This window comes from Citrobacter sp. wls710, from assembly GCF_005281115.1.
GTDB classification, from domain to species: Bacteria; Pseudomonadota; Gammaproteobacteria; order Enterobacterales; family Enterobacteriaceae; genus Citrobacter; species Citrobacter werkmanii.
Genome location: NZ_SZXD01000024.1, coordinates 138,126 through 163,015, shown reverse-complemented (window position 1 = coordinate 163,015; position 24,890 = coordinate 138,126). Strand labels below are relative to the sequence as shown.

19 protein-coding genes are annotated in these 24,890 nt (G+C 52.5%); 10 read left to right on the top strand and 9 right to left on the bottom strand.

Features of this window, described 5'->3' with window-relative positions; translation table 11 throughout:
• Position 1: 1 nt before the first annotated feature.
• The 3 genes from pqiA to rlmKL are packed head-to-tail and all read right to left on the bottom strand — an operon-like array spanning position 2 to position 5,299.
• Positions 2–1,255, bottom strand: a complete 1,254-nt coding sequence (pqiA, locus tag FDX14_RS07845) for a membrane integrity-associated transporter subunit PqiA (RefSeq protein WP_061381846.1) — start codon at positions 1,253–1,255, stop codon at positions 2–4.
• A 15-nt stretch (positions 1,256–1,270) separates the two neighbouring features.
• On the bottom strand, positions 1,271–3,178 hold the full coding sequence (locus FDX14_RS07840; protein ID WP_042314196.1) for an ABC transporter ATP-binding protein: 1,908 nt from the start codon (positions 3,176–3,178) through the stop codon (positions 1,271–1,273).
• Positions 3,179–3,190: 12 nt separating this feature from the next.
• Positions 3,191–5,299: a bifunctional 23S rRNA (guanine(2069)-N(7))-methyltransferase RlmK/23S rRNA (guanine(2445)-N(2))-methyltransferase RlmL gene (rlmKL, locus tag FDX14_RS07835; protein ID WP_061381847.1), complete on the bottom strand. Its 2,109-nt coding sequence runs from the start codon at positions 5,297–5,299 to the stop codon at positions 3,191–3,193.
• 98 nt (positions 5,300–5,397) lie between these two features.
• Between rlmKL and FDX14_RS07830 the strand changes: the two genes are divergently transcribed.
• Positions 5,398–6,504, top strand: a complete 1,107-nt coding sequence (locus FDX14_RS07830) for a YcbX family protein (RefSeq protein ID WP_061381848.1) — start codon at positions 5,398–5,400, stop codon at positions 6,502–6,504.
• Here FDX14_RS07830 and zapC read toward each other — a convergent pair.
• Both zapC and pyrD read right to left on the bottom strand, forming a co-directional pair.
• On the bottom strand, positions 6,501–7,043 hold the full coding sequence (zapC, locus tag FDX14_RS07825; protein WP_042314201.1) for a cell division protein ZapC: 543 nt from the start codon (positions 7,041–7,043) through the stop codon (positions 6,501–6,503). The two genes, FDX14_RS07830 and zapC, sit on opposite strands and share 4 nt — an antisense overlap.
• Positions 7,044–7,208: 165 nt before the next feature.
• A complete protein-coding gene (pyrD, locus tag FDX14_RS07820) occupies positions 7,209–8,219 on the bottom strand; it encodes a quinone-dependent dihydroorotate dehydrogenase (RefSeq protein ID WP_061381849.1) in 1,011 nt (336 codons plus the stop codon).
• Positions 8,220–8,586: 367 nt separating this feature from the next.
• Between pyrD and ssuE the strand changes: the two genes are divergently transcribed.
• The 5 genes from ssuE to ssuB are packed head-to-tail and all read left to right on the top strand — an operon-like array spanning position 8,587 to position 12,838.
• On the top strand, positions 8,587–9,162 hold the full coding sequence (gene ssuE / locus FDX14_RS07815; RefSeq protein ID WP_042309410.1) for an NADPH-dependent FMN reductase: 576 nt from the start codon (positions 8,587–8,589) through the stop codon (positions 9,160–9,162).
• The gene (locus FDX14_RS07810) at positions 9,155–10,129 is read left to right on the top strand and encodes a sulfonate ABC transporter substrate-binding protein (RefSeq protein WP_042309412.1); all 975 of its coding nucleotides are present in this window, start codon (positions 9,155–9,157) and stop codon (positions 10,127–10,129) included. Before ssuE ends, FDX14_RS07810 begins: the two co-directional genes overlap by 8 nt.
• Positions 10,126–11,271 (top strand): FMNH2-dependent alkanesulfonate monooxygenase, encoded by a 1,146-nt coding sequence (ssuD, locus tag FDX14_RS07805; RefSeq protein WP_061381852.1) that lies wholly within the window; start codon positions 10,126–10,128, stop codon positions 11,269–11,271. Before FDX14_RS07810 ends, ssuD begins: the two co-directional genes overlap by 4 nt.
• An 11-nt stretch (positions 11,272–11,282) precedes the next feature.
• Positions 11,283–12,074 carry an aliphatic sulfonate ABC transporter permease SsuC gene (gene ssuC, locus FDX14_RS07800; protein WP_137349308.1) on the top strand — a complete coding sequence of 264 codons (792 nt, stop codon included), beginning with the start codon at positions 11,283–11,285 and terminating at the stop codon, positions 12,072–12,074.
• A complete protein-coding gene (ssuB, locus tag FDX14_RS07795) occupies positions 12,071–12,838 on the top strand; it encodes an aliphatic sulfonates ABC transporter ATP-binding protein (RefSeq protein WP_042309417.1) in 768 nt (255 codons plus the stop codon). Before ssuC ends, ssuB begins: the two co-directional genes overlap by 4 nt.
• A gap of 96 nt (positions 12,839–12,934) precedes the next feature.
• On the opposite strand, the gene pepN is transcribed toward ssuB, so the two are convergent.
• The gene (gene pepN, locus FDX14_RS07790; protein ID WP_042309419.1) at positions 12,935–15,547 is read right to left on the bottom strand and encodes an aminopeptidase N; all 2,613 of its coding nucleotides are present in this window, start codon (positions 15,545–15,547) and stop codon (positions 12,935–12,937) included.
• A 266-nt stretch (positions 15,548–15,813) separates the two neighbouring features.
• Between pepN and pncB the strand changes: the two genes are divergently transcribed.
• The 4 genes from pncB (at position 15,814) to aspC (ending at position 21,636) form a co-directional block, all read left to right on the top strand.
• Positions 15,814–17,016, top strand: a complete 1,203-nt coding sequence (gene pncB, locus FDX14_RS07785; RefSeq protein ID WP_042309421.1) for a nicotinate phosphoribosyltransferase — start codon at positions 15,814–15,816, stop codon at positions 17,014–17,016.
• A gap of 166 nt (positions 17,017–17,182) precedes the next feature.
• On the top strand, positions 17,183–18,583 hold the full coding sequence (gene asnS, locus FDX14_RS07780; RefSeq protein WP_038639361.1) for an asparagine--tRNA ligase: 1,401 nt from the start codon (positions 17,183–17,185) through the stop codon (positions 18,581–18,583).
• Positions 18,584–19,188: 605 nt separating this feature from the next.
• Complete coding sequence (gene ompF / locus FDX14_RS07775; RefSeq protein ID WP_042309425.1) at positions 19,189–20,262, top strand: porin OmpF; 1,074 nt, start codon at positions 19,189–19,191, stop codon at positions 20,260–20,262.
• A gap of 183 nt (positions 20,263–20,445) precedes the next feature.
• A complete protein-coding gene (gene aspC, locus FDX14_RS07770; protein ID WP_042309427.1) occupies positions 20,446–21,636 on the top strand; it encodes an aspartate transaminase in 1,191 nt (396 codons plus the stop codon).
• 53 nt (positions 21,637–21,689) lie between these two features.
• Here aspC and FDX14_RS07765 read toward each other — a convergent pair whose 3' ends face one another.
• From FDX14_RS07765 to ldtD, 3 genes are all read right to left on the bottom strand, one after another.
• Positions 21,690–22,337: an MBL fold metallo-hydrolase gene (locus FDX14_RS07765; RefSeq protein ID WP_061381856.1), complete on the bottom strand. Its 648-nt coding sequence runs from the start codon at positions 22,335–22,337 to the stop codon at positions 21,690–21,692.
• Between the two features lie 28 nt (positions 22,338–22,365).
• Complete coding sequence (gene mepK / locus FDX14_RS07760) at positions 22,366–22,914, bottom strand: peptidoglycan L,D-endopeptidase MepK (RefSeq protein ID WP_003831948.1); 549 nt, start codon at positions 22,912–22,914, stop codon at positions 22,366–22,368.
• Between the two features lie 177 nt (positions 22,915–23,091).
• Positions 23,092–24,843 carry a L,D-transpeptidase gene (ldtD, locus tag FDX14_RS07755; RefSeq protein ID WP_042309431.1) on the bottom strand — a complete coding sequence of 584 codons (1,752 nt, stop codon included), beginning with the start codon at positions 24,841–24,843 and terminating at the stop codon, positions 23,092–23,094.
• Between the last annotated feature and the right edge of the window lie 47 nt (positions 24,844–24,890).

The window sequence follows — 24,890 nt, the reverse complement described above, 5'->3', positions numbered from 1 at the left end:
GTCAGGACTCCTCATGATCTGGTTCTGGTTCACGGTCCCACGACAGACGCGGATCAAATGTCATCGCAGAAAACATTGTCATAATGACGACTAAAGCAAACATCAAAGCACCCATTGCAGGATAAATGTTCATTAACCCCCCCATACGCACCAGCGCAGAGAGTACCGCAATCACAAAAACGTCGATCATTGACCAGCGACCGACAAATTCCACCACTTCATAAATCAAGTGCATACGTTCACTGTCACGTTTGCCGTGCCCCTTGGCATCCCAACATAGCCAGGCAATGGCAATCATTTTCAACGTCGGCACCATAATACTGGCGATAAAGATAACCGCCGCCACTGGATAAGAACCCTCGCTCCAGATCAAAACTACGCCTTCAAGAATCGTTGACGGCAACCTGGAACCGAGCAAATCGGTGATCATGATCGGCAGGATGTTGGCAGGAAGATAAAGCATGATTGACGTGAACAATAACGCCAGCGTCCATTGCAAACTGTTTTTACGACGCACGTAGCCTTTGGTCTCGCAGCGTGGGCACACCCGTTCGTCAGCGGGAAGAATCGCGGTGCAGCAGGAACAAGAACGCAGCCCCTGCCGGATACCGGGCACGCCTGGCTTTAATTCCTGCTTAATGACAGGCATTGGCGCAATATCATCCCACAGCCAACGGCGGTCAACGCACTGGAACGCCCGTAGCTGTAGAACACAAAAGAAACACCATGGGATGAAACTGCTGCCCACGCCGATATCACCATACGCCATCAGCTTAACGAAACTGACCAGCACTCCGGCGAGGAAGATTTCCGCCATCCCCCAGCTTTTCAACTGAAACAGGACGCGCGCCAGCCGGGCCTTTAGCCAGCCGGGCATTTCGGCCCGGTTCACCAGCAGCAGAATAGTCAGTAAACAAAACGCGGGAACCAACTGGACGAATAATAAAAAAAACGTGCCGAGGCTGGCGTAATCTTCTGAGAAAAGCACGCTGGGGATTTCCAGCAACGTCACTTCGCTGCTTACCCCTGCGACGTTCATATTCACAAAAGGGAAGAGGTTTGATAAAAGCAGCATGAAAAGCGCTGCTAAAACATAGGCAGTAGGACGCTGCCTTGGCGCGTCCCACTCAACCGTTAACGTAGTGCCACATCGTGGACATGCCGCTTTCTGACCATGCTCCAGGCGCGGTAACGCCACCAGCATGTCACACTGCGAGCACAAAATATGCTTCGCGGCATGGTGATGTTCGCACATATGTGCTCCTTTAAATTATGCGCCATTCTTCAAAGATTCAAGATACTCCCAGCGCTCAAAGGCTTGCTCAAGTTCTTGTTCCGCTTCGTTCAGATTAGCTAAAACCTGTTGCGTTTGCTCGTGCGGCTGACTGAAAAAAGTGGCGTCAGCAACCTGAGCTTGTAATGTTTCCAGCTTAGCTTCCAGTTCTTCAAGCAATGCGGGGAGCTGCTCCAGTTCGCGCTGCAGTTTATAGCTTAGTTTGCTCGTGCCACGTTTGACAATTTCTGCTTTAGGAGCAACAGCTTCCTCTGTTTTTTTCACAACGGGCTGTTTAAACGCCACATGCTGCGATTGCTGGCTGCGCGCGTCATGGTAACCGCCGACATAACGACCAATTTTACCACCGCCTTCGAAGATCCAGCATTCCGTAACGGTATTATCCACAAACTGACGGTCATGGCTCACCAGCAGTACGGTGCCCTGATAGCTGTCAATCAGCTCTTCAAGCAGTTCCAGCGTTTCGACGTCAAGATCGTTCGTTGGTTCATCGAGAATTAAAAGATTACTGGGTTTCAGGAACAAACGCGCCAACAACAGGCGGTTTCGTTCTCCGCCGGAGAGCGCGCGTACTGGCGTCATCGCCCGTTTTGGATGGAACAGGAAGTCCTGCAGGTAGCCCAACACATGGCGTGGTTTACCGTTAACCATCACCTCTTGCTTACCTTCGGCCAGATTGTCCATCACGGTTTTATCCGGATCCAGTTCAGCACGGTGCTGATCGAAATAAGCCACTTCCAGCTTGGTCCCAACATGAATGCGTCCACTGTCTGCCTGCAGTTGGCCTAGCATCAGTTTGAGCAGCGTCGTCTTACCGCAACCGTTAGGGCCAATTAACGCAATTTTGTCGCTGCGCTGCACCTGCGCGGAGAAATCTTTTACCAGTTGCTTACCATCAACCTGATAATCCACATTCTCCATTTCGAAGACAATCTTGCCCGAACGGCTCGCCTCTTCAACCTGCATCTTCGCCGTGCCCATCACTTCGCGACGCTCCCCGCGCTCGCGACGCATCGCTTTCAGGGCGCGAACACGGCCTTCGTTACGGGTACGACGTGCTTTGATACCCTGGCGGATCCAAACTTCTTCCTGCGCCAGCTTGCGATCAAACTCCGCGTTTTGTAACTCTTCTACCCGCAGCGCTTCTTCTTTCTCCAGCAGATACTGATCGTAGTTCCCCGGATAGGTAACCAACTTTCCGCGGTCAAGATCGACAATACGCGTCGCCATATTGCGAATAAACGAACGGTCGTGGGAAATGAAAATAATTGTCCCGTTGAAGGATTTCAGGAACCCTTCCAGCCAGTCGATTGTTTCAATGTCCAGGTGGTTCGTCGGTTCATCCAGCAGCAGTACGCGCGGATTACTCACCAACGCACGGCCCAGCGCCGCTTTACGCAGCCAACCACCAGACAGCGACGAAAGCGCGGCGTTAGGATCCAGCCCCAGTTGCGCCAACACTTCATTAATGCGACTTTCGAGCTGCCACAGATTGTGGTGATCGAGCATTTCCTGAACCCGCGCCATCTCATTCAGATTTCTGTCGCTCGGATCGGTCATTACCAGGCGCGAAATATCGTGGTAACGCTTCAGGTATTCAGCCTGTTCCTCAATACCTTCGGCAACGAAGTCATACACGCTGCCCTCGACGTTACGCGGCGGATCCTGTTGCAGACGCGCGACGACCAGATCCTGCTCATAAATAATACGCCCGTCGTCAAGACCCTGTTCACGGTTCAGGATCTTCATCAGCGTCGATTTACCCGCGCCGTTACGGCCTACCAGACAGACGCGTTCGTTATCCTCGATATGCAGTTCCGCATTATCAAGAAGTGGCGCATCGCTGAACGATAGCCATGCACCATGCATACTGATCAATGACATTTACTTATCCTTTCAGGCTGCGGTAATCAGCCAGCAATTGTGGATCTGACGGTTACGGGCAAAGTCCTGGGAAAGCGTTTTTTGGGTAATTTCTTGTGCTTTTAATCCCAGTTCAGCCAGCCCCTCGAGATCCATACGGAATCCACGTTTGTTGTTGGAGAACATGATCGTCCCGTCTTTACGTAACAGACGTTTTAGATCTTTCATCAGCGCCAGATGATCGCGCTGCACATCAAACGAGTCTTCCATGCGTTTAGAGTTAGAGAACGTTGGCGGATCGATGAATATCAGATCGAACTGTTCATTGGCATCGCGCAGCCAGCCGAGACAATCGGCCTGAATTAAACGGTGAGCGCGACCGCTCAGGCCGTTAAGACGCAGGTTGCGTTCAGCCCATTCCAGGTAGGTACGCGACATATCAACCGTCGTGGTGCTCCGCGCGCCGCCCAGTCCGGCATGAACGCTGGCGCTACCGGTGTAGGAGAACAGATTGAGGAAATCCTTACCTTTACTCATCTGACCCAACATGCGACGCGCAATGCGGTGATCGAGGAACAAACCGGTATCAAGATAGTCAGTCAGGTTCACCCACAGACGCGCGTTGTACTCGCTTACCTCAATGAATTCACCCTTCTCATTCATCTTCTGATACTGGTTCTTACCTTTTTGACGTTCACGGGTTTTCAGCACCAGTTTATTCGGGGCAATCTCCAGTACCGAGAGCGTAGCGGCAATGATATCGAACAGGCGTTGACGCGCTTTCTGCGCATCGACCGTTTTCGGCGGCGCGTATTCCTGCACCACGACCCAGTCACCGTAACGGTCCACTGCTACGTTGTATTCCGGCAGGTCGGCATCGTACAGGCGGTAGCATTCAATACCTTCCTGACGCGCCCATTTTTCCAGCTTCTTAATATTCTTACGCAGGCGATTGGCATAATCTTCTGCGACCGTAGCAGGCTTACTGTCGGTGCTAGTTTCTGCAACGTGATAGTTCTTCTGTACGCAATCCAGCGGACCATTTTTCGCTTTAAACTGCTTATCGGCACGTAATTGCAGGCTGCTGAGCAAATCCGGCGAGGCGCTAAACAGGGACAGATTCCAGCCGCCAAACTGGTTTTTCATTGTGCGCCCCAGCAGGCTGTGCAAGGCAATCAGCGCCGGTTCGCTATCCAGGCGTTCGCCGTATGGCGGGTTGCTGATAACCGTCCCGTACGGACCTTTCGGTAACGGGTTGCTCAGTTTGGCCACATCTTTGACTTCAAACGTCATCAGATCAGCAATTCCGGCGCGACGGGCGTTACTGCGGGCTTTTTCAATTACGCGAGCATCGCTGTCAGATCCATAGAAGTGCGAGGTGTAGTCTGCGAGACCCTTACGCGCGCGCACCTGCGCTTCGGCTTTAACCTCTTGCCACACAGCGTCATCGTGCTGCGCCCAACCACTGAACCCCCAATATCCACGGTGCAGACCTGGCGCACGATCGGTTGCCCACATCGCCGCTTCAATCAGCAGCGTACCGGAGCCACACATCGGATCGAGTAACGGCGTGCCCGGTTGCCAACCTGAACGCATCACAATGGCGGCAGCCAGCGTTTCTTTAATCGGCGCCTGACCTGCGCGATCGCGATACCCACGCTGATGCAGGCCATCACCGCTCAGATCGAGCGCAATACTGGCGGTATCTTTATTCAGCCACACGTTGATGCGCAGATCCGGAGATTCACGATCCACATTCGGACGCGGCAGATTTTTACGGGTAAAGGCGTCGACAATCGCATCCTTCACCTTCAGCGCCCCGTACTGACTATTACGAATAGTTTCGTTCAGGCCACTAAAATGCACCGCAAATGTAGCGCCCGGATTAAATATCTCTGTCCAGTCGATTGCCTGAACACCGAGGTACAGATCAAGATCGCTGTAGACCTTGCACTCTCCCATCGGCAGGATAATGCGCGAGGCCAGGCGGCTCCACATCAGGCTCTGGTAAACAAGCCGCGTGTCGCCCTTAAAATGGACCCCACCCTGAACGACCTGACACTCCAGCGCGCCGAGGTTTTCCAGTTCAGTTTTTAACAGCTCTTCCAGCCCGCGGGCCGTACTGGCAAACAGAGAATTCATAATGTCACTTTTACTCCGAGAAAATTGCTGCGCATTATAGCTAATATGGGCGGTATGTCATAAAGTTGAAGGCTTATTTTCGCTCGAGGGGCTGTACAGTGGTCACGTTAACCCGACTTTTTATTCATCCGGTTAAATCAATGCGCGGTATTGGGCTTACCCACGCTCTGGCAGATGTTAGTGGTCTCGCCTTTGATCGCATTTTTATGATTACCGAACCCGACGGGACGTTCATTACCGCCCGACAGTTCCCACAGATGGTGCGTTTTACCCCTTCCCCTTTCCACGATGGATTGCATCTTACGGCGCCAGACGGCAGCAGCGCGCTTGTGCGATTTGCCGACTTCGCCCTGCAGGATGCGCCGACAGAAGTGTGGGGCAACCATTTTACCGCGCGTATTGCGCCAGCGGCTATCAACCAGTGGCTGAGCGGTTTTTTCTCCCGTGACGTGCAGCTTCGCTGGGTTGGTCCGCAGCTGACGCGCCGTGTGAAGCGCCGCGATGATGTTCCTTTATCCTTTGCCGATGGTTATCCCTACCTTTTAACTAACGAAGCGTCATTGCGCGATTTGCAGCAGCGCTGCCCGGCAAGCGTAAAAATGGAACAGTTCCGCCCCAATCTGGTGGTTTCAGGTGCTGCCGCCTGGGAAGAAGATACCTGGAAAGTGATCCGCATTGGCGAGGTTATTTTTGACGTGGCTAAACCTTGTAGCCGCTGCATTTTCACTACCGTCAGCCCTGAGAAAGGTCAGAAGCATCCGTCCGGCGAACCGCTGGCCACGCTGCAAAGCTTTCGCACTGCAACGGATAACGGCGATGTCGATTTTGGTCAGAATCTCATTGCGCGTAACAGTGGCGTGATTCGCGTCGGCGACGAGGTTGAAATTCTGTCCACCGGTCCGGCCAGAGTATATGGCGCGGCAGAAACCGATGATACTGCCCCGGTGCAACAACCCGATGCCACGGTGCTTATCGAGTGGCAGGGACAGACCTTTCGCGGAAATAATCAGCAGGTATTGCTTGAACAGCTGGAAAACCAGGGTATCCGAGTTCCCTACTCATGTCGGGCGGGAATTTGCGGATGCTGTCGAATTCGGCTGGTAGAAGGCGAAGTGAGCCCGCTGAAAAAATCAGCGATGGGAGATGACGGGACGATTCTGTGCTGTAGTTGTGTGCCCAAAACGGCAATCAGGCTGGAAAGTTAAACCGCCTGCTCAAGGCTGAAACTGTCAACCATGGTCTGCGGTTTCAGTCTGTCATTCATGATTTTAATTGCGTCGCCAAGCTGCATGGTGCGCCCGGCAATCACCACGCCCGGTTGTGCCAGCAGACAAAGCGCGGCGTTTTCACCCGGTTCAACCACTAACAGGTTTACCTGCTCATCGGTATCGCTTAAATCGACACAGGCAGCGTCCCCTACCACTGGCGTCCAGTTAATGCCGTGGGCGACAAAGTGCCAGCTTTTTGGCATCTGCGGCTTAAGATAACGAATAGCCACCAGCGCATTGAGCACCAGTTCCGCTTTTTGTTCTTTCGCTAAATCCAGGTAGCGGCATTTTTCTTCAAAGGAAAAATAAAGCGCGGCGTCATCAACGCAAAATCCGGAAGGAGAAAATGCATCAGGAGTGAGCATTTTACGAGCAAAACGCGAACGGAATAACATACCATTGGCTAAATCGAGCATCATACGATCGTGCTCTTCATCATAATACCAGCGCCAGTTATCGTCGGGTTTAATTCGCATCAGTTTCTCTCCTTTCCTTAATCATCGCCATTACGACAGTATCCTTTTGCCGCTTCGTTTATTGCCCTAATAATAAAAGCTCAGAATGTTTAAATAAGCAACAGTAAAGGAATATAAAACAACCAGGGCTAGAAATAAAGCCCTGGATTGTGATTAAGGTAGCATTCAGATATTGCTGACGATTTCTTTAATCAATGGTGGACCTTTAAAAATAAAGCCCGAATAAATCTGTACCAGGGTAGCGCCAGCGGCTATTTTCTCACGCGCGGCGATGACCGAGTCGATACCGCCAACACCAATAATCGGCAACTGACCATTTAATTCCTGAGACAACTGGCGAATAATTTCTGTACTTTTTAATTGTAACGGACGACCGCTCAACCCACCCATTTGATCGCAATTTTTCATTCCCTGTACGAGAGAACGATCGAGAGTGGTGTTAGTTGCAATTACGCCATCAATATTATGACGAACTAAACTGTCGGCGACCTGGATCAGTTCTTCGACGGAAAGATCCGGCGCGATCTTTACGGCCACCGGAACATATTTATGGTGGATCGCTTGCAGATCGTTTTGCTTATTTTTAATTGCCGTTAGCAGATCGTCCAGCGCTTCACCGTATTGCAGCGTGCGTAATCCCGGCGTATTCGGTGAAGAGATATTAATCGCGATATAACCGGCATAAGCATAGACTTTTTCCATACAAATCAGATAGTCATCTTTGCCGTTTTCTACCGGAGTATCTTTATTCTTACCAATATTAATGCCGAGAATGCCGTCAAAATGTGATTTCTTAACGTTCTCTACCAGGTTATCAACACCCAGGTTATTGAATCCCATGCGGTTGATCAAACCTTCCGCATCCACCAGACGGAACAGACGTGGTTTATCGTTCCCGGGCTGGGGACGTGGCGTCACGGTACCAATCTCAATTGAACCGAATCCCATCGCACCGAGCGCATCAATGCACTCCCCGTCTTTATCCAGTCCGGCAGCAAGCCCGAGCGGATTTTTAAACGTCAGCCCCATACAGGTAACCGGTTTTGCGGGTACTTTCTGGCGGACAAGCGCTTCGAGCGGCGTGCCGGTAATGCGACGTAACTGCTGGAATGTCAATTCATGAGCGCGCTCAGGATCGAGCTGGAAAAGGGCTTTACGAACGAAGGGGTAGTACATGAACTCTCCTGGATTCCCGGTGTGCAAACCGGGGGCGTATTATGTGCGATCGCGAGCAAAAAGGGAATTGACCTGCGGCAATAAATAGCAATCGTTTTCCTCGCTCCTGCTTTTTACACCCTAAATAATTCGAGTTGCAGGAAGGCGGCGACGCAGCAAATCCCCAGGAGCGTACACCAGTACGTGACTGGGGTGAGCGAGGAAAGCCAACGCACATGCAACTTGAAGTATGACGGGTATATTTATTTTTCAACTTTTCTATGCCGTATAAATCATTTCGATAAACAAAATCTCTCTGCCAGACTGCACAAATTGTTATCAATGTTAAATAAAAGCGAACAATTGGTTATAAGGGGAGATTGAAATTATGCGCGTCATTACTCTGGCGGGAAGCCCACGCTTCCCCTCTCGCTCCAGCGCGTTACTGGAATACGCCCGAGAAAAACTGAACAGCCAGGATGTCGAAGTCTGTCACTGGAATCTGCACAACTTTGCCCCAGAAGACCTGATTTATGCGCGCTTCGACAGCCCGGCGCTGAAAACCTTTGTCGAACAACTACACGACGCCGACGGATTGATTGTGGCAACACCAGTCTACAAAGCAGCTTACTCCGGTGCGTTGAAAACGTTGCTTGACCTGCTTCCCGAACGCGCACTGGAAGGCAAAGTGGTTTTGCCACTGGCAACAGGCGGTACCGTTGCGCATTTACTGGCCGTTGATTACGCACTTAAGCCGGTGCTGAGCGCGTTAAAAGCCCAGGAAATCCTGCACGGTGTTTTTGCTGATGATTCACAGGTGATTGATTATCAACATAAACCGCAGTTTACGCCCAACCTGCAACTGCGTCTGGACAATGCGCTCGACACCTTCTGGCTGGCGTTGCATCGTCGCGACGTCCAACTCCCTCAATTGAATGCTCTGCGAGGTGCCGCCCATGCTTAATCTGCTCAAACGTCACACGCCTTGGCTGGCGTTGACCGGATTGCTGTCACTTTCAACGCTCGCCCATGCCGCAGAGTCTGCACCAGACGCGCTGCGCATAGGCTACCAGAAAGGGAGCGTCAGCATGGTGCTGGCTAAAAGCCATCAGCTACTGGAGAAACGCTACCCACAGACCAAAATCTCGTGGATTGAGTTCCCGGCAGGGCCGCAAATGCTGGAAGCACTCAATATTGGCAGTATTGATCTCGGCAGTACCGGTGACATTCCACCGATTTTCGCCCAGGCCGCTGGAGCCGATCTGGTTTACGTTGGCGTCGAGCCGCCCAAACCAAAAGCCGAAGTGATTCTGGTGCCCAAAAACAGCCCGATCCAGAGCGTGGCGCAGCTCAAAGGGCATAAAGTCGCCTTCCAGAAAGGTTCCAGCGCCCACAATTTACTGCTGCGAGCCTTACAACAGGCCGGGCTGAAATTTACCGATATTCAACCAACATATCTGACACCCGCAGATGCCAGAGCAGCCTTCCAGCAAGGTAACGTTGATGCGTGGGCTATCTGGGATCCTTACTATTCCGCCGCGTTGCTGCAGGGTGATGTGCGCGTGCTAAAAGACGGCTCAGATCTCAAACAGACCGGCTCCTTTTATCTCGCCGCGCGTCCTTATGCCGAGAAAAATGGGGCATTTGTGCTTAGTGTGCTGGATACCTTTAGCCAGGCCGATGCGTTAACCCTCAGCCAGCGCCAACAAAGTATTACCCTGCTGGCCAAAACCATGGGGCTGCCAGAGCCGGTGATTGCGTCTTATCTTGATCACCGGCCGCCAACGACCATCTCGCCCGTCAGCGCCTCTGTTGCCGCTCTGCAACAACAAACCGCCGATCTGTTTTATGACAATCGTCTGGTGCCGAAAAAAATCGATATTCGCCAGCGTATCTGGCAACCCACTCAGCAGACAGGAGCAAAATTATGAGTCTGAACATGTTCTGGTTTTTACCTACCCACGGCGACGGTCATTATCTGGGAACGGAAGAAGGCTCGCGTCCGGTCGATCACGGCTATCTGCAGCAAATCGCACAGGCCGCCGATCGTCTGGGATTTACCGGCGTGTTGATCCCAACCGGTCGCTCCTGTGAAGATGCCTGGCTGGTAGCCGCCTCGATGATCCCCGTTACCCAGCGGCTCAAGTTTTTGGTCGCGCTGCGTCCAAGCGTAACATCGCCAACGGTTGCCGCGCGCCAGGCAGCAACGCTCGACAGACTCTCTAACGGCCGGGCGCTGTTTAACCTGGTGACCGGTAGCGATCCACAGGAGCTGGCTGGCGACGGCGTGTTTCTTGATCATACCGAGCGCTATGAAGCTTCTGCTGAATTCACCCAGATCTGGCGTCGGCTGTTACAGGGGGAAACTGTCGATTTCAACGGCAAACATATGCACGTCCGCGGCGCGAAGCTGTTTTTTCCTCCCGTACAACAACCCTGGCCGCCACTTTATTTCGGCGGTTCTTCCGATGTCGCGCAAGACCTGGCTGCCGAGCAGGTTGATCTCTATCTGACCTGGGGCGAGCCGCCTGAACAGGTGAAAGAGAAGATTGAGCAAGTGCGGGCCAAAGCGACAGCGCTTGGACGTAAGATCCGCTTCGGTATTCGTTTGCATGTGATCGTGCGGGAGACGACTGATGAGGCGTGGCAGGCAGCGGAACGTCTGATTTCTCATCTTGATGACGACACGATTGCCAAAGCTCAGGCCGCCTTCTCAAGAACGGATTCGGTTGGCCAGCAGCGGATGGCCGCGCTGCATAACGGTAAACGCGACAAACTGGAGATTAGCCCAAACCTGTGGGCTGGCGTTGGACTGGTGCGTGGCGGCGCCGGGACCGCGCTGGTCGGTGACGGTCCTACCGTCGCGGCGCGTATCAACGAGTATGCCGCGCTGGGTATCGACAGCTTTGTGCTGTCGGGGTATCCGCATCTGGAAGAGGCGTACAAAGTTGGCGAGCTACTGTTCCCGCATCTGGATGTATCGATCCCTGAAATTCCACAGCCACAGCGTCTGCACCAACAAGGCGAAGCGGTGGCTAACGAATTTATTCCTCGTAAGGTCGCGCAAAGCTAAGGAGCACGCTGATGACAACACCGAAAAACAGGTGGTTATTGCGCCTTGCACCCTGGTTTTTGCCGGTAAGTCTGGTGGTGCTCTGGCAGATAGCCTCGTCAATGGGCTGGCTATCCACCCGCATCCTGCCCTCCCCGGAGGGCGTGGTCGAAGCCTTCTGGACGCTCTCCGCCAGCGGCGAGCTTTGGCAGCATCTGGCGATCAGCTCCTGGCGCGCGCTGATCGGATTCTCGATCGGTGGATCGTTAGGTTTGATGCTGGGACTCATTAGCGGTCTTTCACGCTGGGGGGAACGCCTGCTGGATACGTCGGTACAGATGCTGCGTAACGTCCCCCATCTGGCGCTGATCCCGCTGGTGATTTTGTGGTTCGGCATTGATGAATCCGCCAAAATCTTTCTCGTCGCCCTGGGCACGCTGTTCCCGATTTACATCAACACCTGGCACGGGATCCGCAATATCGATCGCGGCCTGGTGGAGATGGCGCGCAGCTATGGGTTGTCCGGCTTTTCACTGTTTATCCATGTGATCCTCCCCGGCGCCCTGCCCTCGATTATGGTTGGCGTACGTTTTGCTCTCGGCCTGATGTGGCTGACGCTGATTGTTGCGGAGACTATTTCAGCCAATGCCGGCATTGGTTATCTGGCGATGAATGCCCGAGAATTTCTGCAAACCGACGTGGTGGTAGTGGCCATCATTCTCTACGCCCTGCTCGGCAAACTTGCCGATGTCAGCGCCCAACTGCTGGAGCGGATCTGGCTGCGCTGGAACCCGGCTTACCATGTGAAGGAGGCTACTGTATGAATACCGCTCGCTTGAATCAGGGTACGCCGCTTTTGCTGAGCGCCGTGACCAAACAATACGCTGCCAATACGGTGCTGAATCAATTAGATCTGCATATTCCGGCAGGGCAATTTGTTGCCGTAGTGGGCCGCAGCGGCGGTGGCAAAAGCACCTTGCTGCGCCTGCTGGCTGGGCTGGAATCGCCCACTTCAGGCGCATTACTTGCCGGAACCACCCCACTGGCAGAGATTCAGGATGATACACGCATGATGTTTCAGGATGCGCGTCTGCTGCCATGGAAAACGGTTATCGATAACGTTGGTCTGGGGCTGAAAGGTCAATGGCGCGATGCGGCCCGTAATGCGTTGGCCGCTGTTGGCCTGGAAAACCGGGCACAGGAGTGGCCTGCCGCCCTGTCTGGCGGGCAAAAACAGCGCGTGGCCCTGGCGCGGGCATTAATTCACCGCCCTGGTCTGTTGTTACTGGATGAACCGCTCGGCGCGCTGGATGCGTTAACCCGTCTTGAGATGCAGGATCTGATCGTCTCGCTGTGGCAGGATCACGGCTTTACGGTGCTGCTGGTGACGCACGATGTCAGTGAGGCCGTCGCGATGGCAGACCGCGTGCTGTTGATCGAAGATGGCAAAATCGGGCTGGATCTGACGGTGGATATTCAGCGCCCCCGCCGTTTGGGATCGGTGCGGTTAGCCGAGCTGGAAGCGGAAGTGTTGAACCGGGTTATGAAACGCGGCGAGACGGAACAACCGATCCGTCGACATGGATAAACACTCAGAAAACAAGGCCCGGTAGCGCTTACCGGGCCTTTTGCCGGATGGCGGCGTTACCGCCTTATCCGGCCTACTAAACTACAGGTCAACGTTTCAGGCTAACGCTTTGTCAATCTTCTCAAACAGATCGCCGGAGAGATTCTCGAGGCCTTTCAACTGTTCCAGCGCCGCACGCATCTTCGCCTGACGTTTGGCATCATAACGTTTTAAACGAATCAACGGCTCAATCAGACGTGACGCCACCTGCGGATTGCGGCTGTTCAGTTCAGTCAGCATGTCGACCAGGAACTGATAACCGCTGCCATCTTCCGCATGGAAAGCCGCCGGGTTGCTGCCCGCAAAAGCACCAATCAGCGAACGGATGCGGTTCGGATTACTCATACTGAAGGAACGATGCTTCAGCAGACCGCGTACCGTTTCCAGCACGTTTCTCGCCGGGCTGGTGGATTGCAGGATAAACCATTTATCCATCACCAGACCGTCATGATGCCACTTATCGTCATACTCCTGCATCAATGCGTCGCGGCATGGCAGTTGCGCCGCCACAGCAGCGGACAGCGCCGCCAGGGCGTCAGTCATATTGTTCGCTTCACGGTACTGCTTGCTGACCAGCGTGTCAGCCAGATGGGTTTCGCCAAAGGCCAGGAAGCGCAGGCAGGCATTGCGCAGCGTACGTTTGCCAATATCAGCATGCTCAACGCGGTACTCGTCAAGATGATTAGCGTTATAGATGGCGAGGAATTCATCCGCCAGTTCAGCCGCCAGAGTGCGGGTCAATGCTTCGCGAACCTCCGTTATCGCCACGGGATCAATGATGTCGAACAGTTCGGCAATTTCATTCACCGAAGGCAACGTCAGGATTTCTGCCGCCAGCGCCGGATCGATTTTCTCATCGAGCAAAATCGCGCGGAATGCATCGGCCACATGTACCGGCAGCGACAGCGGCTGTCCCTGCTGATGACGGGCAACGTTGAGCTTAATATAGGTCGCCAGCAGACTTTGCGCCGCATCCCAACGCGAGAAATCGTTACGCGCATGACGCATCAGGAAGGTTAGTTGCTGATCGCTCCATTTGTATTCCAGTTTTACCGGTGCGGAGAATTCGCACAGCAGTGCCGGAACCGGCTGGAAGTAGACGTTATCAAAGACAAACGTCTGTTCTGCCTGGGTCACGTTGAGCACCGCATTCACCGGATGCCCGCCTTTTTGTAGCGGGATCACTTTCCCTTCGTTGTCATACAACTCGAGGGCGAAAGGAATATGCAGCGGTTGTTTCTCGGCCTGATCCGGCGTGGCTGGCGTACGCTGACTGATGGTCAGCGTGTATTGTTCCGTTGACGGATTGTAGTCATCACGCACGGTCAGAATCGGCGTACCGGACTGACTGTACCAGCGACGGAAATGTGAGAGGTCGACGTTGGACGCATCTTCCATCGCCTGCACAAAATCATCACAGGTAGCAGCGCTGCCGTCATGACGCTCAAAGTACAGCTGCATCCCTTTCTGGAAGTTAGCCTCACCCAGCAGAGTGTGGATCATACGAATGACTTCAGCGCCCTTTTCGTACACGGTCAGGGTATAGAAGTTGTTCATTTCGATGACCATATCCGGGCGGATAGGGTGCGCCATCGGACTGGCGTCTTCGGCAAACTGTAAGCCGCGCATGGTACGTACATTGCTGATACGGTTTACCGCGCGTGAGCCGAGATCGGAACTGAACTCCTGATCGCGGAACACGGTTAAACCCTCTTTCAGACTCAACTGGAACCAGTCGCGACAGGTCACACGGTTGCCGGTCCAGTTATGGAAATATTCGTGACCAATAACGCGTTCAATATCGAGATAGTCTTTGTCGGTGGCCGTATCGGTGCGGGCCAGCACATATTTGGAGTTAAAGATGTTCAGACCTTTATTCTCCATCGCGCCCATATTGAAGAAATCAACGGCGACAATCATATAGATGTCGAGGTCATACTCGAGGCCGAAACGCTCCTCATCCCATTTCATGGAGTTTTTCAGCGAGGTCATTGCCCACGGCGCACGGTCCAGATTGCCGCGATCGACGTACAGTTCCAGCGCCACTTCTCGTCCTGAGCGGGTGGTAAAGGTGTCACGCAGGACATCGAAATCACCGGCTACCAGCGCAAACAGATAGCACGGTTTCGGGAACGGATCCTGCCACTGCACCCAGTGCCGACCGTTTTCCAGTTCACCCTGCGCCACGCGGTTGCCGTTAGAGAGCAGGAACGGATATTGGGTTTTATCGGCGATAATTTTGGTGGTAAAACGCGCTAGAACATCGGGTCTGTCGAGATACCAGGTAATATGGCGGAACCCTTCCGCTTCACACTGGGTGCACAGCGCATCGCCGGACTTATACAGTCCTTCCAGCGCGGTATTGGCCGCCGGACTAATCTCATTCACGATCTGCAGCGTAAAACGTTCCGGCAGCTGACTGATAACCAGAGCGCCCTCTTCTTCTTTATACGCTGTCCACGGTTCGTCGTTCACGTGGATTGACACCAGGGTCAGATCTTCGCCATTCAGCCGCAGGGGCGCATCGGACGCACCATGACGGACAGCCTGGCTCACTGCGGTGACCACGGTTTTTTCAGCATCCAGGTCAAAGGTCAAGTCAATATCAGTAATCTGGTAATCCGGCGCACGATAGTCGTGACGGTATTTGGCTTGTGGCTGTTGTGTCATAAAAAAACCTTTAGCATCTTTGGTAGAGTCTCGGCTTCAGTCTATTCCTGTTGCGTAAATCGCGCTACGCAGAATGTTCATCTTTTCAGGCACAAACACCCTTTTTGCTACATTTTCATAACACGTGGCACGAATTGCCCTCGACCAGAAAGAGAGCTTATGGTGTGATCGGGGTTCAATAAATCGCTAAACAGGGTATACTCCAGCGGTTTTCTTAGTTGTTTATTGTACTAAACGCTCCCGTGAGAGGATGCTACTGCGCACCTATGACACAATTCGCTTCTCCTGTTCTGCACTCGCTGCTGGATACAGACGCTTATAAGTTGCATATGCAGCAAGCCGTTTTTCACCACTACTATGATGTACAAGTAGCGGCTGAATTTCGTTGCCGTGGCGATGACCTGCTCGGTATTTACGCTGATGCTATTCGTGAGCAGGTGAATGCTATGCAGCACCTGCGGCTGCAGGAGGACGAGTACCAGTGGCTCTCCGGCCTGCCTTTCTTTAAAGCTGATTACCTCGCCTGGTTACGCGATTTCCGTTATAAGCCGGAACAAGTTTGCGTCACCAACGATAACGGTAAGCTGAACATCCGCTTAACCGGTCCATGGCGTGAAGTGATCATGTGGGAAGTCCCGCTGCTGGCAGTTATCAGCGAACTGGTGCACCGTTACCGTTCGCCCGAATCAGGCGTTCCACAGGCACTCAATGAGCTGGAAAGCAAACTAGTCGAATTCTCTGCTTTAACGAAAGATGTCGATATGTCCCGCTTCCATCTGATGGATTTCGGTACGCGCCGTCGTTTTTCACGCGAAGTACAGCAGGCCATTGTTAAACGCTTGCAGCAAGAATCCTGGTTTGTCGGCACCAGCAACTACGATCTCGCCCGCCGTCTGTCATTAACCCCGATGGGTACACAGGCGCATGAGTGGTTCCAGGCTCATCAGCAAATCAGCCCAGAGCTTGCCACCAGCCAGCGTGTTGCGCTGGCCGCATGGTTAAATGAATATCCTGACCAACTCGGGATTGCACTGACCGACTGCATCACCATGGACGCGTTTTTACGCGACTTTGGCGTCGAGTTTGCGACCCGTTACCAGGGCTTACGTCACGACTCAGGCGATCCGGTAGAATGGGGTGAAAAAGCCATTGCCCATTATGAAAAACTGGGGATTGATCCGCTGAGCAAAACGCTGGTGTTCTCAGATAACCTCGATCTGAAAAAAGCGATTGAGCTCTACCGCCACTTCTCTTCTCGCGTACAGTTGAGTTTTGGCATTGGTACACGGCTAACGTGTGATATTCCGCAGGTTAAGCCGCTCAATATTGTTATCAAGCTGGTGGAGTGTAACGGTAAACCGGTGGCGAAGTTATCTGACAGCCCCGGCAAAACCATCTGCCACGATAAAGCGTTTGTTCGTGCGTTGCGCAAAGCTTTCGATTTGCCGCATATTAAAAAAGCCAGTTAATCCTCACAGGGAGCCACATCGGCTCCCTTTTCGCGTTTATTTCCGAAATCTTTCACTCCAGCAACGAATTCTGCTTGTCTGATTGCAGATGCCAGGTAACATAGGTATCCCCCCCATTACGGGTGGACATGTGTTTATATATCCGACTATTAACAGAGAGAATATTATGAGCGTTGTGCCTGTAGCCGACGTACTCCAGGGCCGCGTAGCCGTTGACAGCGAAGTCACCGTGCGCGGATGGGTGCGTACCCGCCGAGATTCAAAAGCTGGCATCTCCTTCCTCGCCGTTTATGACGGTTCCTGCTTTGATCCTGTACAGGCCGTCATCAATAATTCTCTGCCCAATTACAATCAGGACGTATTGCGCCTGACAACGGGCTGTTCAGTTATCGTAACGGGTAAAGTCGTTGCGTCGCCTGGACAGGGACAGAGCTTTGAAATTCAGGCCACTGAGGTTGAAGTCGCGGGCTGGGTTGAAGATCCTGACACTTATCCAATGGCGGCCAAGCGTCACAGCATTGAGTATCTGCGTGAAGTCGCGCATATGCGTCCGCGTACCAACATGATTGGTGCGGTAGCGCGTGTACGTCATACGCTGGCGCAAGCGCTGCATCGTTTTTTCCACGAGCAGGGTTTCTTTTGGGTATCCACGCCGCTGATTACAGCTTCCGATACGGAAGGTGCGGGTGAAATGTTCCGCGTTTCTACGCTGGATCTGGAAAACCTGCCGCGTAACGATCAGGGAAAAGTTGATTTCGATAAAGACTTCTTCGGTAAAGAAGCCTTCCTGACCGTTTCTGGTCAGTTGAACGGCGAAACCTACGCCTGCGCCCTGTCCAAAATTTATACCTTTGGCCCGACGTTCCGTGCAGAAAACTCTAACACCAGCCGTCACCTGGCGGAGTTCTGGATGCTGGAGCCAGAAGTGGCTTTCGCCAACCTGGACGACGTGGCAGGCCTCGCTGAAGCCATGCTGAAGTATGCTTTCAAGGCCGTACTGGCAGAGCGCGCGGATGATATGAAATTCTTCGCTGAACGTGTCGACAAAGATGCGATTTCACGCCTGGAACGTTTCATTGACGCCGACTTCGCGCAGGTGGACTACACCGACGCGGTAAGCATTCTCGAAAAATGCGGCAAACAGTTTGAAAACCCGGTTTACTGGGGTGTGGATCTCTCTTCCGAGCACGAACGTTATCTTGCTGAAGAGCACTTCAAAGCGCCAGTCGTGGTTAAAAACTATCCGAAAGATATTAAAGCGTTTTATATGCGCCTTAACGAAGACGGTAAAACCGTTGCGGCAATGGACGTACTGGCCCCGGGAATCGGTGAAATCATCGGTGGTTCTCAGCGTGAAGAGCGTCTGGACGTGCTGGATGCCCGTATGCTGGAGATGGGTCTGAACAAAGAAGATTACTGGTGGTATCGCGACCTGCGCCGCTACGGTACTGTTCCGCATTCCGGCTTCGGCTTAGGCTTCGAGCGTCTGATTGCCTACGTTACTGGCGTGCAGAACGTCCGTGATGTCATTCCGTTCCCACGTACTCCGCGTAACGCCAGCTTCTAAAGCTGAATTTTTAATTCAAAGGCCAGCATTCATTGCTGGCCTTTTTTGTAACCGCTCCACGTAACAGGGATCCCCATCACACGTTAAATACAACCCTTCGATTCCCCTCTTCCTGTTACGTAATATTTCACCGCAACACATTTGCACAAAAAATAATCAGCAATTTTATTGTGGATTAGCATTTTCTGATTAAATAGTACATTTTTTAACCTTTCACATAGCAATCCAGATGTCCATAAATTGCCTTCGGTAAAATCAGTCCTTTTAGTCACAGCAGAGAAAAAGCGGTCTTAGCAAAATTAAACATAAGAAAATCATATAAATAGAAATAACGGCGGCGATTTTTAGCGCGCAGACATCTGAACTTTGAAGTTGTTCACAAAGTTGCACAAAAATAACATCTTGTTACATATTTTTTCTTTTTGAAACTAAATCTTTATATTTGTAGCACTTTGAGAGTAGCGAAACGGTAGTTTGAATGGAAAGATGCCTGTCAGACACATAAAGACACCAAACTCTCATCAATAGTTCCGTAAATTTTAATTGACGGAATTTATTGGCGGCAGTGGCAGGTGTCATATAAAAACCGATGAGGGTAATAAATAATGATGAAGCGCAATATTCTGGCAGTGGTTATCCCTGCTCTGCTGGTAGCCGGGGCAGCTAACGCTGCAGAAGTTTATAACAAAGATGGCAACAAAGTAGATATCTACGGTAAAGCCGTAGGTCTGCACTATTTTTCCAAGCACAACGGTGAAAATGCCTACGCTGCTAACGGCGATCAGACATACGCCCGTCTTGGTTTCAAAGGGGAAACTCAGATTAACGACCAACTGACCGGCTACGGCCAGTGGGAATACAACTTTGCCGGCAACAATGCTGAAGGCTCAAACGCGCAGGACGGTAACAAAACTCGTCTGGCGTTTGCCGGTCTGAAATTCGGCGATGCAGGCTCCTTCGACTACGGTCGTAACTACGGCGTCGTATACGATGCACTGGGTTACACCGATATGCTGCCAGAATTCGGTGGTGATACCGCTGCTTCTGACCAGTTCTTCTCCCAACGTAACGGCGGTCTCGCAACCTATCGTAACTCCAACTTCTTCGGTCTGGTTGAAGGCCTGAACTTCGCCGTTCAGTACCTGGGCAAAAACGAGCGTGATGACGTTCGTCGCTCTAACGGCGATGGCGTTGGCGGTTCTATCAGCTACGAATTCGACGGCTTCGGTATCGTAGGTGCTTATGGTGCGGCTGACCGTACCGATGCTCAACAAAACCCAGCTCTGCGCGGTCATGGCGACAAAGCTGAGCAGTGGGCGACCGGCGTTAAGTACGATGCGAACAACATCTACCTGGCGGCGAACTACAGCGAAACCCACAACGCAACCCGTATCGCTAACGGTTATGCTAACAAAACTGAAGACGTGCTGTTGGTTGCCCAGTATCAGTTCGACTTCGGCCTGCGTCCGTCCCTCGCCTATACCAAATCTAAAGGTAAGGACATTGAAGGTATCGGTGACGTAGATCTGGTGAACTACTTCGAAGTGGGTGCGACTTACTACTTCAACAAAAACATGTCCACCTATGTTGATTACATCATCAACCAGATCGATTCTGACAACAAACTGGGCGTAGGCTCTGACGACACCGTTGCAGTGGGTATCGTTTACCAGTTCTAATAGCAGACCTCTTTGTTAAATGCCTAAAAAACAGGACTTCGGTCCTGTTTTTTTATCTCTGCTAGCGGATTCTTGCGTCTTAAAAAAACACCTCAGCTTTTCGTCAGTAACGGTTGGCATTTTGTAAATCTACCGTTAACCTGATAGCGGACTTCTCTTCTGTAATCACTATGGAACCTCGTCATGTTTGAGAACATTACCGCCGCTCCTGCCGACCCCATTTTGGGTCTGGCTGATTTGTTTCGTGCCGATGACCGCCCAGGAAAAATAAACCTCGGGATCGGTGTATATAAAGATGAGACAGGCAAAACGCCGGTACTGACCAGCGTTAAAAAAGCCGAGCAATATATACTGGAAAATGAAACCACCAAAAACTACCTTGGCATTGACGGTATTCCAGAGTTTGGTCGTTGCACTCAGGAATTACTGTTTGGCAAAGAGAGTTCGCTTATCAACGACAAACGCGCACGTACGGCACAGACCCCAGGCGGCACTGGCGCACTGCGTGTAGCAGCTGATTTCCTGGCAAAAAACACCTCGGCTAAACGCGTTTGGGTAAGCAACCCGAGCTGGCCGAACCATAAGAGCGTCTTTAACTCTGCCGGTCTGGAAGTTCGTGAATATAATTATTACGATGCGGCAAACCATTCATTAGACTTTGATGCGATGCTGGCAAGCCTCAGCGAAGCGCAGGCAGGCGACGTGGTGTTATTCCACGGCTGCTGCCATAACCCAACCGGTATCGATCCTACGCTGGAGCAGTGGCAAACGCTGGCTCAGCTTTCCGTCGATAAAGGTTGGTTGCCGCTGTTTGACTTCGCCTACCAGGGTTTTGCCCGTGGTCTGGAAGAAGATGCGGAAGGTCTGCGCGCATTCGCGGCACTGCACAAAGAGCTGATCGTCGCCAGCTCCTACTCCAAGAACTTTGGTTTGTACAATGAGCGCGTAGGCGCCTGTACGTTGGTTGCAGCCGATGCTGAAACCGTTGACCGCGCGTTTAGCCAGATGAAATCAGCCATTCGTGCTAACTATTCCAACCCGCCGGCACACGGCGCATCCGTAGTCGCTACGATTCTGAGCAACGACGCGCTGCGCGCCATCTGGGAACAAGAGCTGACTGATATGCGCCAACGCATTCAGCGCATGCGTTTACTGTTCGTGAATACGCTGCAGGAGAAAGGTGCCAGCCGCGACTTCAGCTTTATCATTAAACAGAACGGCATGTTCTCATTCAGCGGCCTGACTAAAGAGCAGGTTCTGCGTCTGCGTGAAGAGTTTGGTGTCTATGCCGTCGCTTCCGGACGTGTAAACGTAGCCGGAATGACGCCAGATAACATGGCGCCGCTGTGCGAAGCGATTGTCGCAGTACTGTAATCAATAGTGCATAAAAAAGGCCGCAATCGCGGCCTTTTTATTTATCTGCGCTTTTACCAGACAGGCATTTCATCCTGCAGGAACGGGTTATGCAACCGTTCGTGACCCAGCGTAGAAAGTGGACCGTGGCCCGGAATAAACGTCACGTCATCGCCCAACGGCAACAGTTTACGTTTAATTGAATCAATCAATTGGCTGTGATCGCCGCGCGGGAAGTCGCTGCGTCCTACGCCGCCTTTGAAAATCACGTCACCCGAAATCAGTAACTTTGACTGCTCATCAAAGAAGACCACATGCCCTGGCGTGTGACCGGGACAATGGAGCACCTGTAATGTGACATTACCCACGCTTACCCGATCGCCTTCATTTAACCAGCGATCGGGCGTCAGCGGCTCACAATCTCCCAGGCCAAACATCCGGCTCTGAGCAGGCAACCCCTGTAACCAGAACTCATCTTCTTTTTCCGGGCCAATAACCGGTACACCATAATGCTGTGCCAGTTCTGCCGCCGCCCCTACGTGGTCAAGATGACCATGGGTAAGCAGGATCTGCATAAGCGTCAGACCGCTGGCATCCACTTCCTGTTTGATTTTCTCGGCATCGCCGCCGGGATCGACCAGCGCGGCCAGACGTGTCTGCTCACACCAGATTAACGAGCAGTTCTGGGCAAATGCAGTGACCGGAATAATACGATAGTTCATACAGCTCCTGTTTCATTAAGCTTACGGATCACCAGTGCCGTGCAGGTCCGGTGTCAATATGCACAAAGTTACTGCTGGGGTAGTATCCTACACCACCTGCGCGCATAGATAACGCAGCTTTGCGAATATTACTTAATGCGATGCCTTCAATATGGAAATCCATAGCCTGGCCTTTCGTGTGGTAGCTTTTCTTAGCGACACCACGGCTGCGCGCACGGAGTTCATTATTGGTATCGATTGAGCGATAGCCAGAGATCAGCTGTACGGGTTTACGAGTGCCCAGCAGACCCTGCAGACGGAAGAGTTGGTCAAACAATCCCGGGTCAATGGATTTCACTTTATTGGCCCGAAAATCACGGAAAAAGTGGTTAAGTTTTGCTAATTCGTCCTGAATATAGCCCCTGCCATCAAAAAACTCTGCTTTTATTGACTCACCGGTATGCAGGTTATTCAGAGTCAATATACGCGGACGTGGGGTGGAGAGTGTGGCAAACGCAGGCGTAGGCAGGATGGCAGCGCCGAGGGCAATGCCACCAAGCGCCAGCAGTTTGCGGCGATTAGCGTCAAATTTGTCCATGGTATTAAGGTCTACAAGGTCAATGTTATCGTATGTATGCTCTAGCGCACGCGGGAAACCTTATCTGGCTAAGTAGTCCACGTCAAGGCTCCCAACCCCAGGAAATACGGGGCTTGCAGCCATTTAGCCCCATTTCCAACATAACTTACGACAATCATTTTCCTCGAACTGCTTCATTTATCTGATTAATTGTTCGGCTTTTGACACAATTTGTGCGCTGGATCGCGCTGTCAGATCGTAATTGTAAATATCTGTACGATACTGCGTCCGCCCATCCGCCCCCACAAACGCGGTCAGGTAGTAAAGATTGACCGGAATATTCTGACGAATATTCACGTACCGCGTATCCCCTTGCTTCAGGGCGTCCGAGATGCGCGTATCATTCCAGCCCGCATCCTGTAGCAGCATATTCGCCAGCTCAGATGCCTTATTCACACGCACGCAGCCTGAGCTAAGCGCCCGCGTATCTTTCTGGAACAGGTTGTGGTTTGGCGTATCGTGCAGATAAATAGCATCTGAACTCGGCATATTAAATTTATAACGGCCGAGCGAGTTACGCGCGCCCGGCGCCTGCTGGAAGCGGAACGGCAGATTCGATGCGGTAATGGTCGCCCAGTCAACCTGCCATGGATCTATCGTCTCTTTGCTATTCCAGCCGCGCATTACGGTATAGCCGTGACGCTCAAGGTATCCCGGGTCATTCCACACCTTAGGCAGAATATCTTTACGTGCCAGCGTCGGCGGTACGTTCCACGGTGGGTTAACGACCACATTATTCAGCGCACTGCTCATCATCGGCGTTTTGCGATCAGGACGCCCGACAATAACGCGTGAGGCTAGCACCTGATTGCCGTTCTGATAATAAACCAGCGAGTAGGCAGGAATATTCACCATGATACCGGTAGACAAATCACTCGGCAGCAGGCGCAAACGCTGAATATTCAACGCCAGCACACCTGCACGCTGAGCGGGCGTTACGTTCAGCCAGTCACGCGTTGCGGGTCCAATGGCGCCATCGGCCCCCAACCCCTGCCACGTCTGGAAACGCTTCACTGCCGCAACCAGTTCACTGCCGTAAGCGCTACGCCCTTCTTTAGCAGCCGTACTGACGACTGATTCAAGCATCCCGGTGCGGCGTAAGATTTCACGCAACGCGGGGATATCGTTACTCCACTCGCCAGGACGCAGCGTCGCGGTACTGGTTAACTGCGGCCAGGGACGCGTATCGCTCACCAGTTTTAACAACGATTCATGCATGGCTGCATACTGCGGATGCTGAGGCGCCAGGCCGGTAATAAACGACGTCAGCTGGCCGTTATCCAGCGCCACCTGCCATTGGTTGATCACAGAAATCGGCGGAGTGGCCAGCGCATAGGGCTTATTACTGTAGAGCCAGCGATTACCTTTGACGGGGATATTTGCGATAAAGTGCAGATATCCCATCAGGGCATCAGAAAGCACGATGTCTCGCGCCTGACCCGTTACCGCCGGGTCGGTAAGCAATGCGACCCAGGTGGTAAATTGCGGCTGAAATCCGGCAATCGCCACCTCGGCTAACTGTTGCTGAAACGCTTTTACCGCATCTCGATTTTCCCACATCGGTTTCATTTCGCGAGCGGCATACAGCAATTCCAGCTGGCTCATATAAACCGGCGTGAAGCCCGCGGGAAGTTGAGATTGTAATTTGGCGCGAGCGCTATCGACAGACACGCCCTCCGGCAGCGGTTGAATACCCGCCATGATAGCAGTAGCGGAAGATTGAACCTGCGGTTGCGGTAACGCTGTTGGCTGTTCACTGACGGACGCTGAGCTGTCGCCAGGGATCATTTCAGGCTCATCGGCCTGCGCATTGAACAGTGGAGCGAATGTTACGGCCAGGCACAAACTGATTGCCGACAGCCGACGACCACACATTTTATTAAGCAACATCCCTTGCCCCCTGTTTTCTTTATCATACTTTGAGTAGCCAGGCCGTA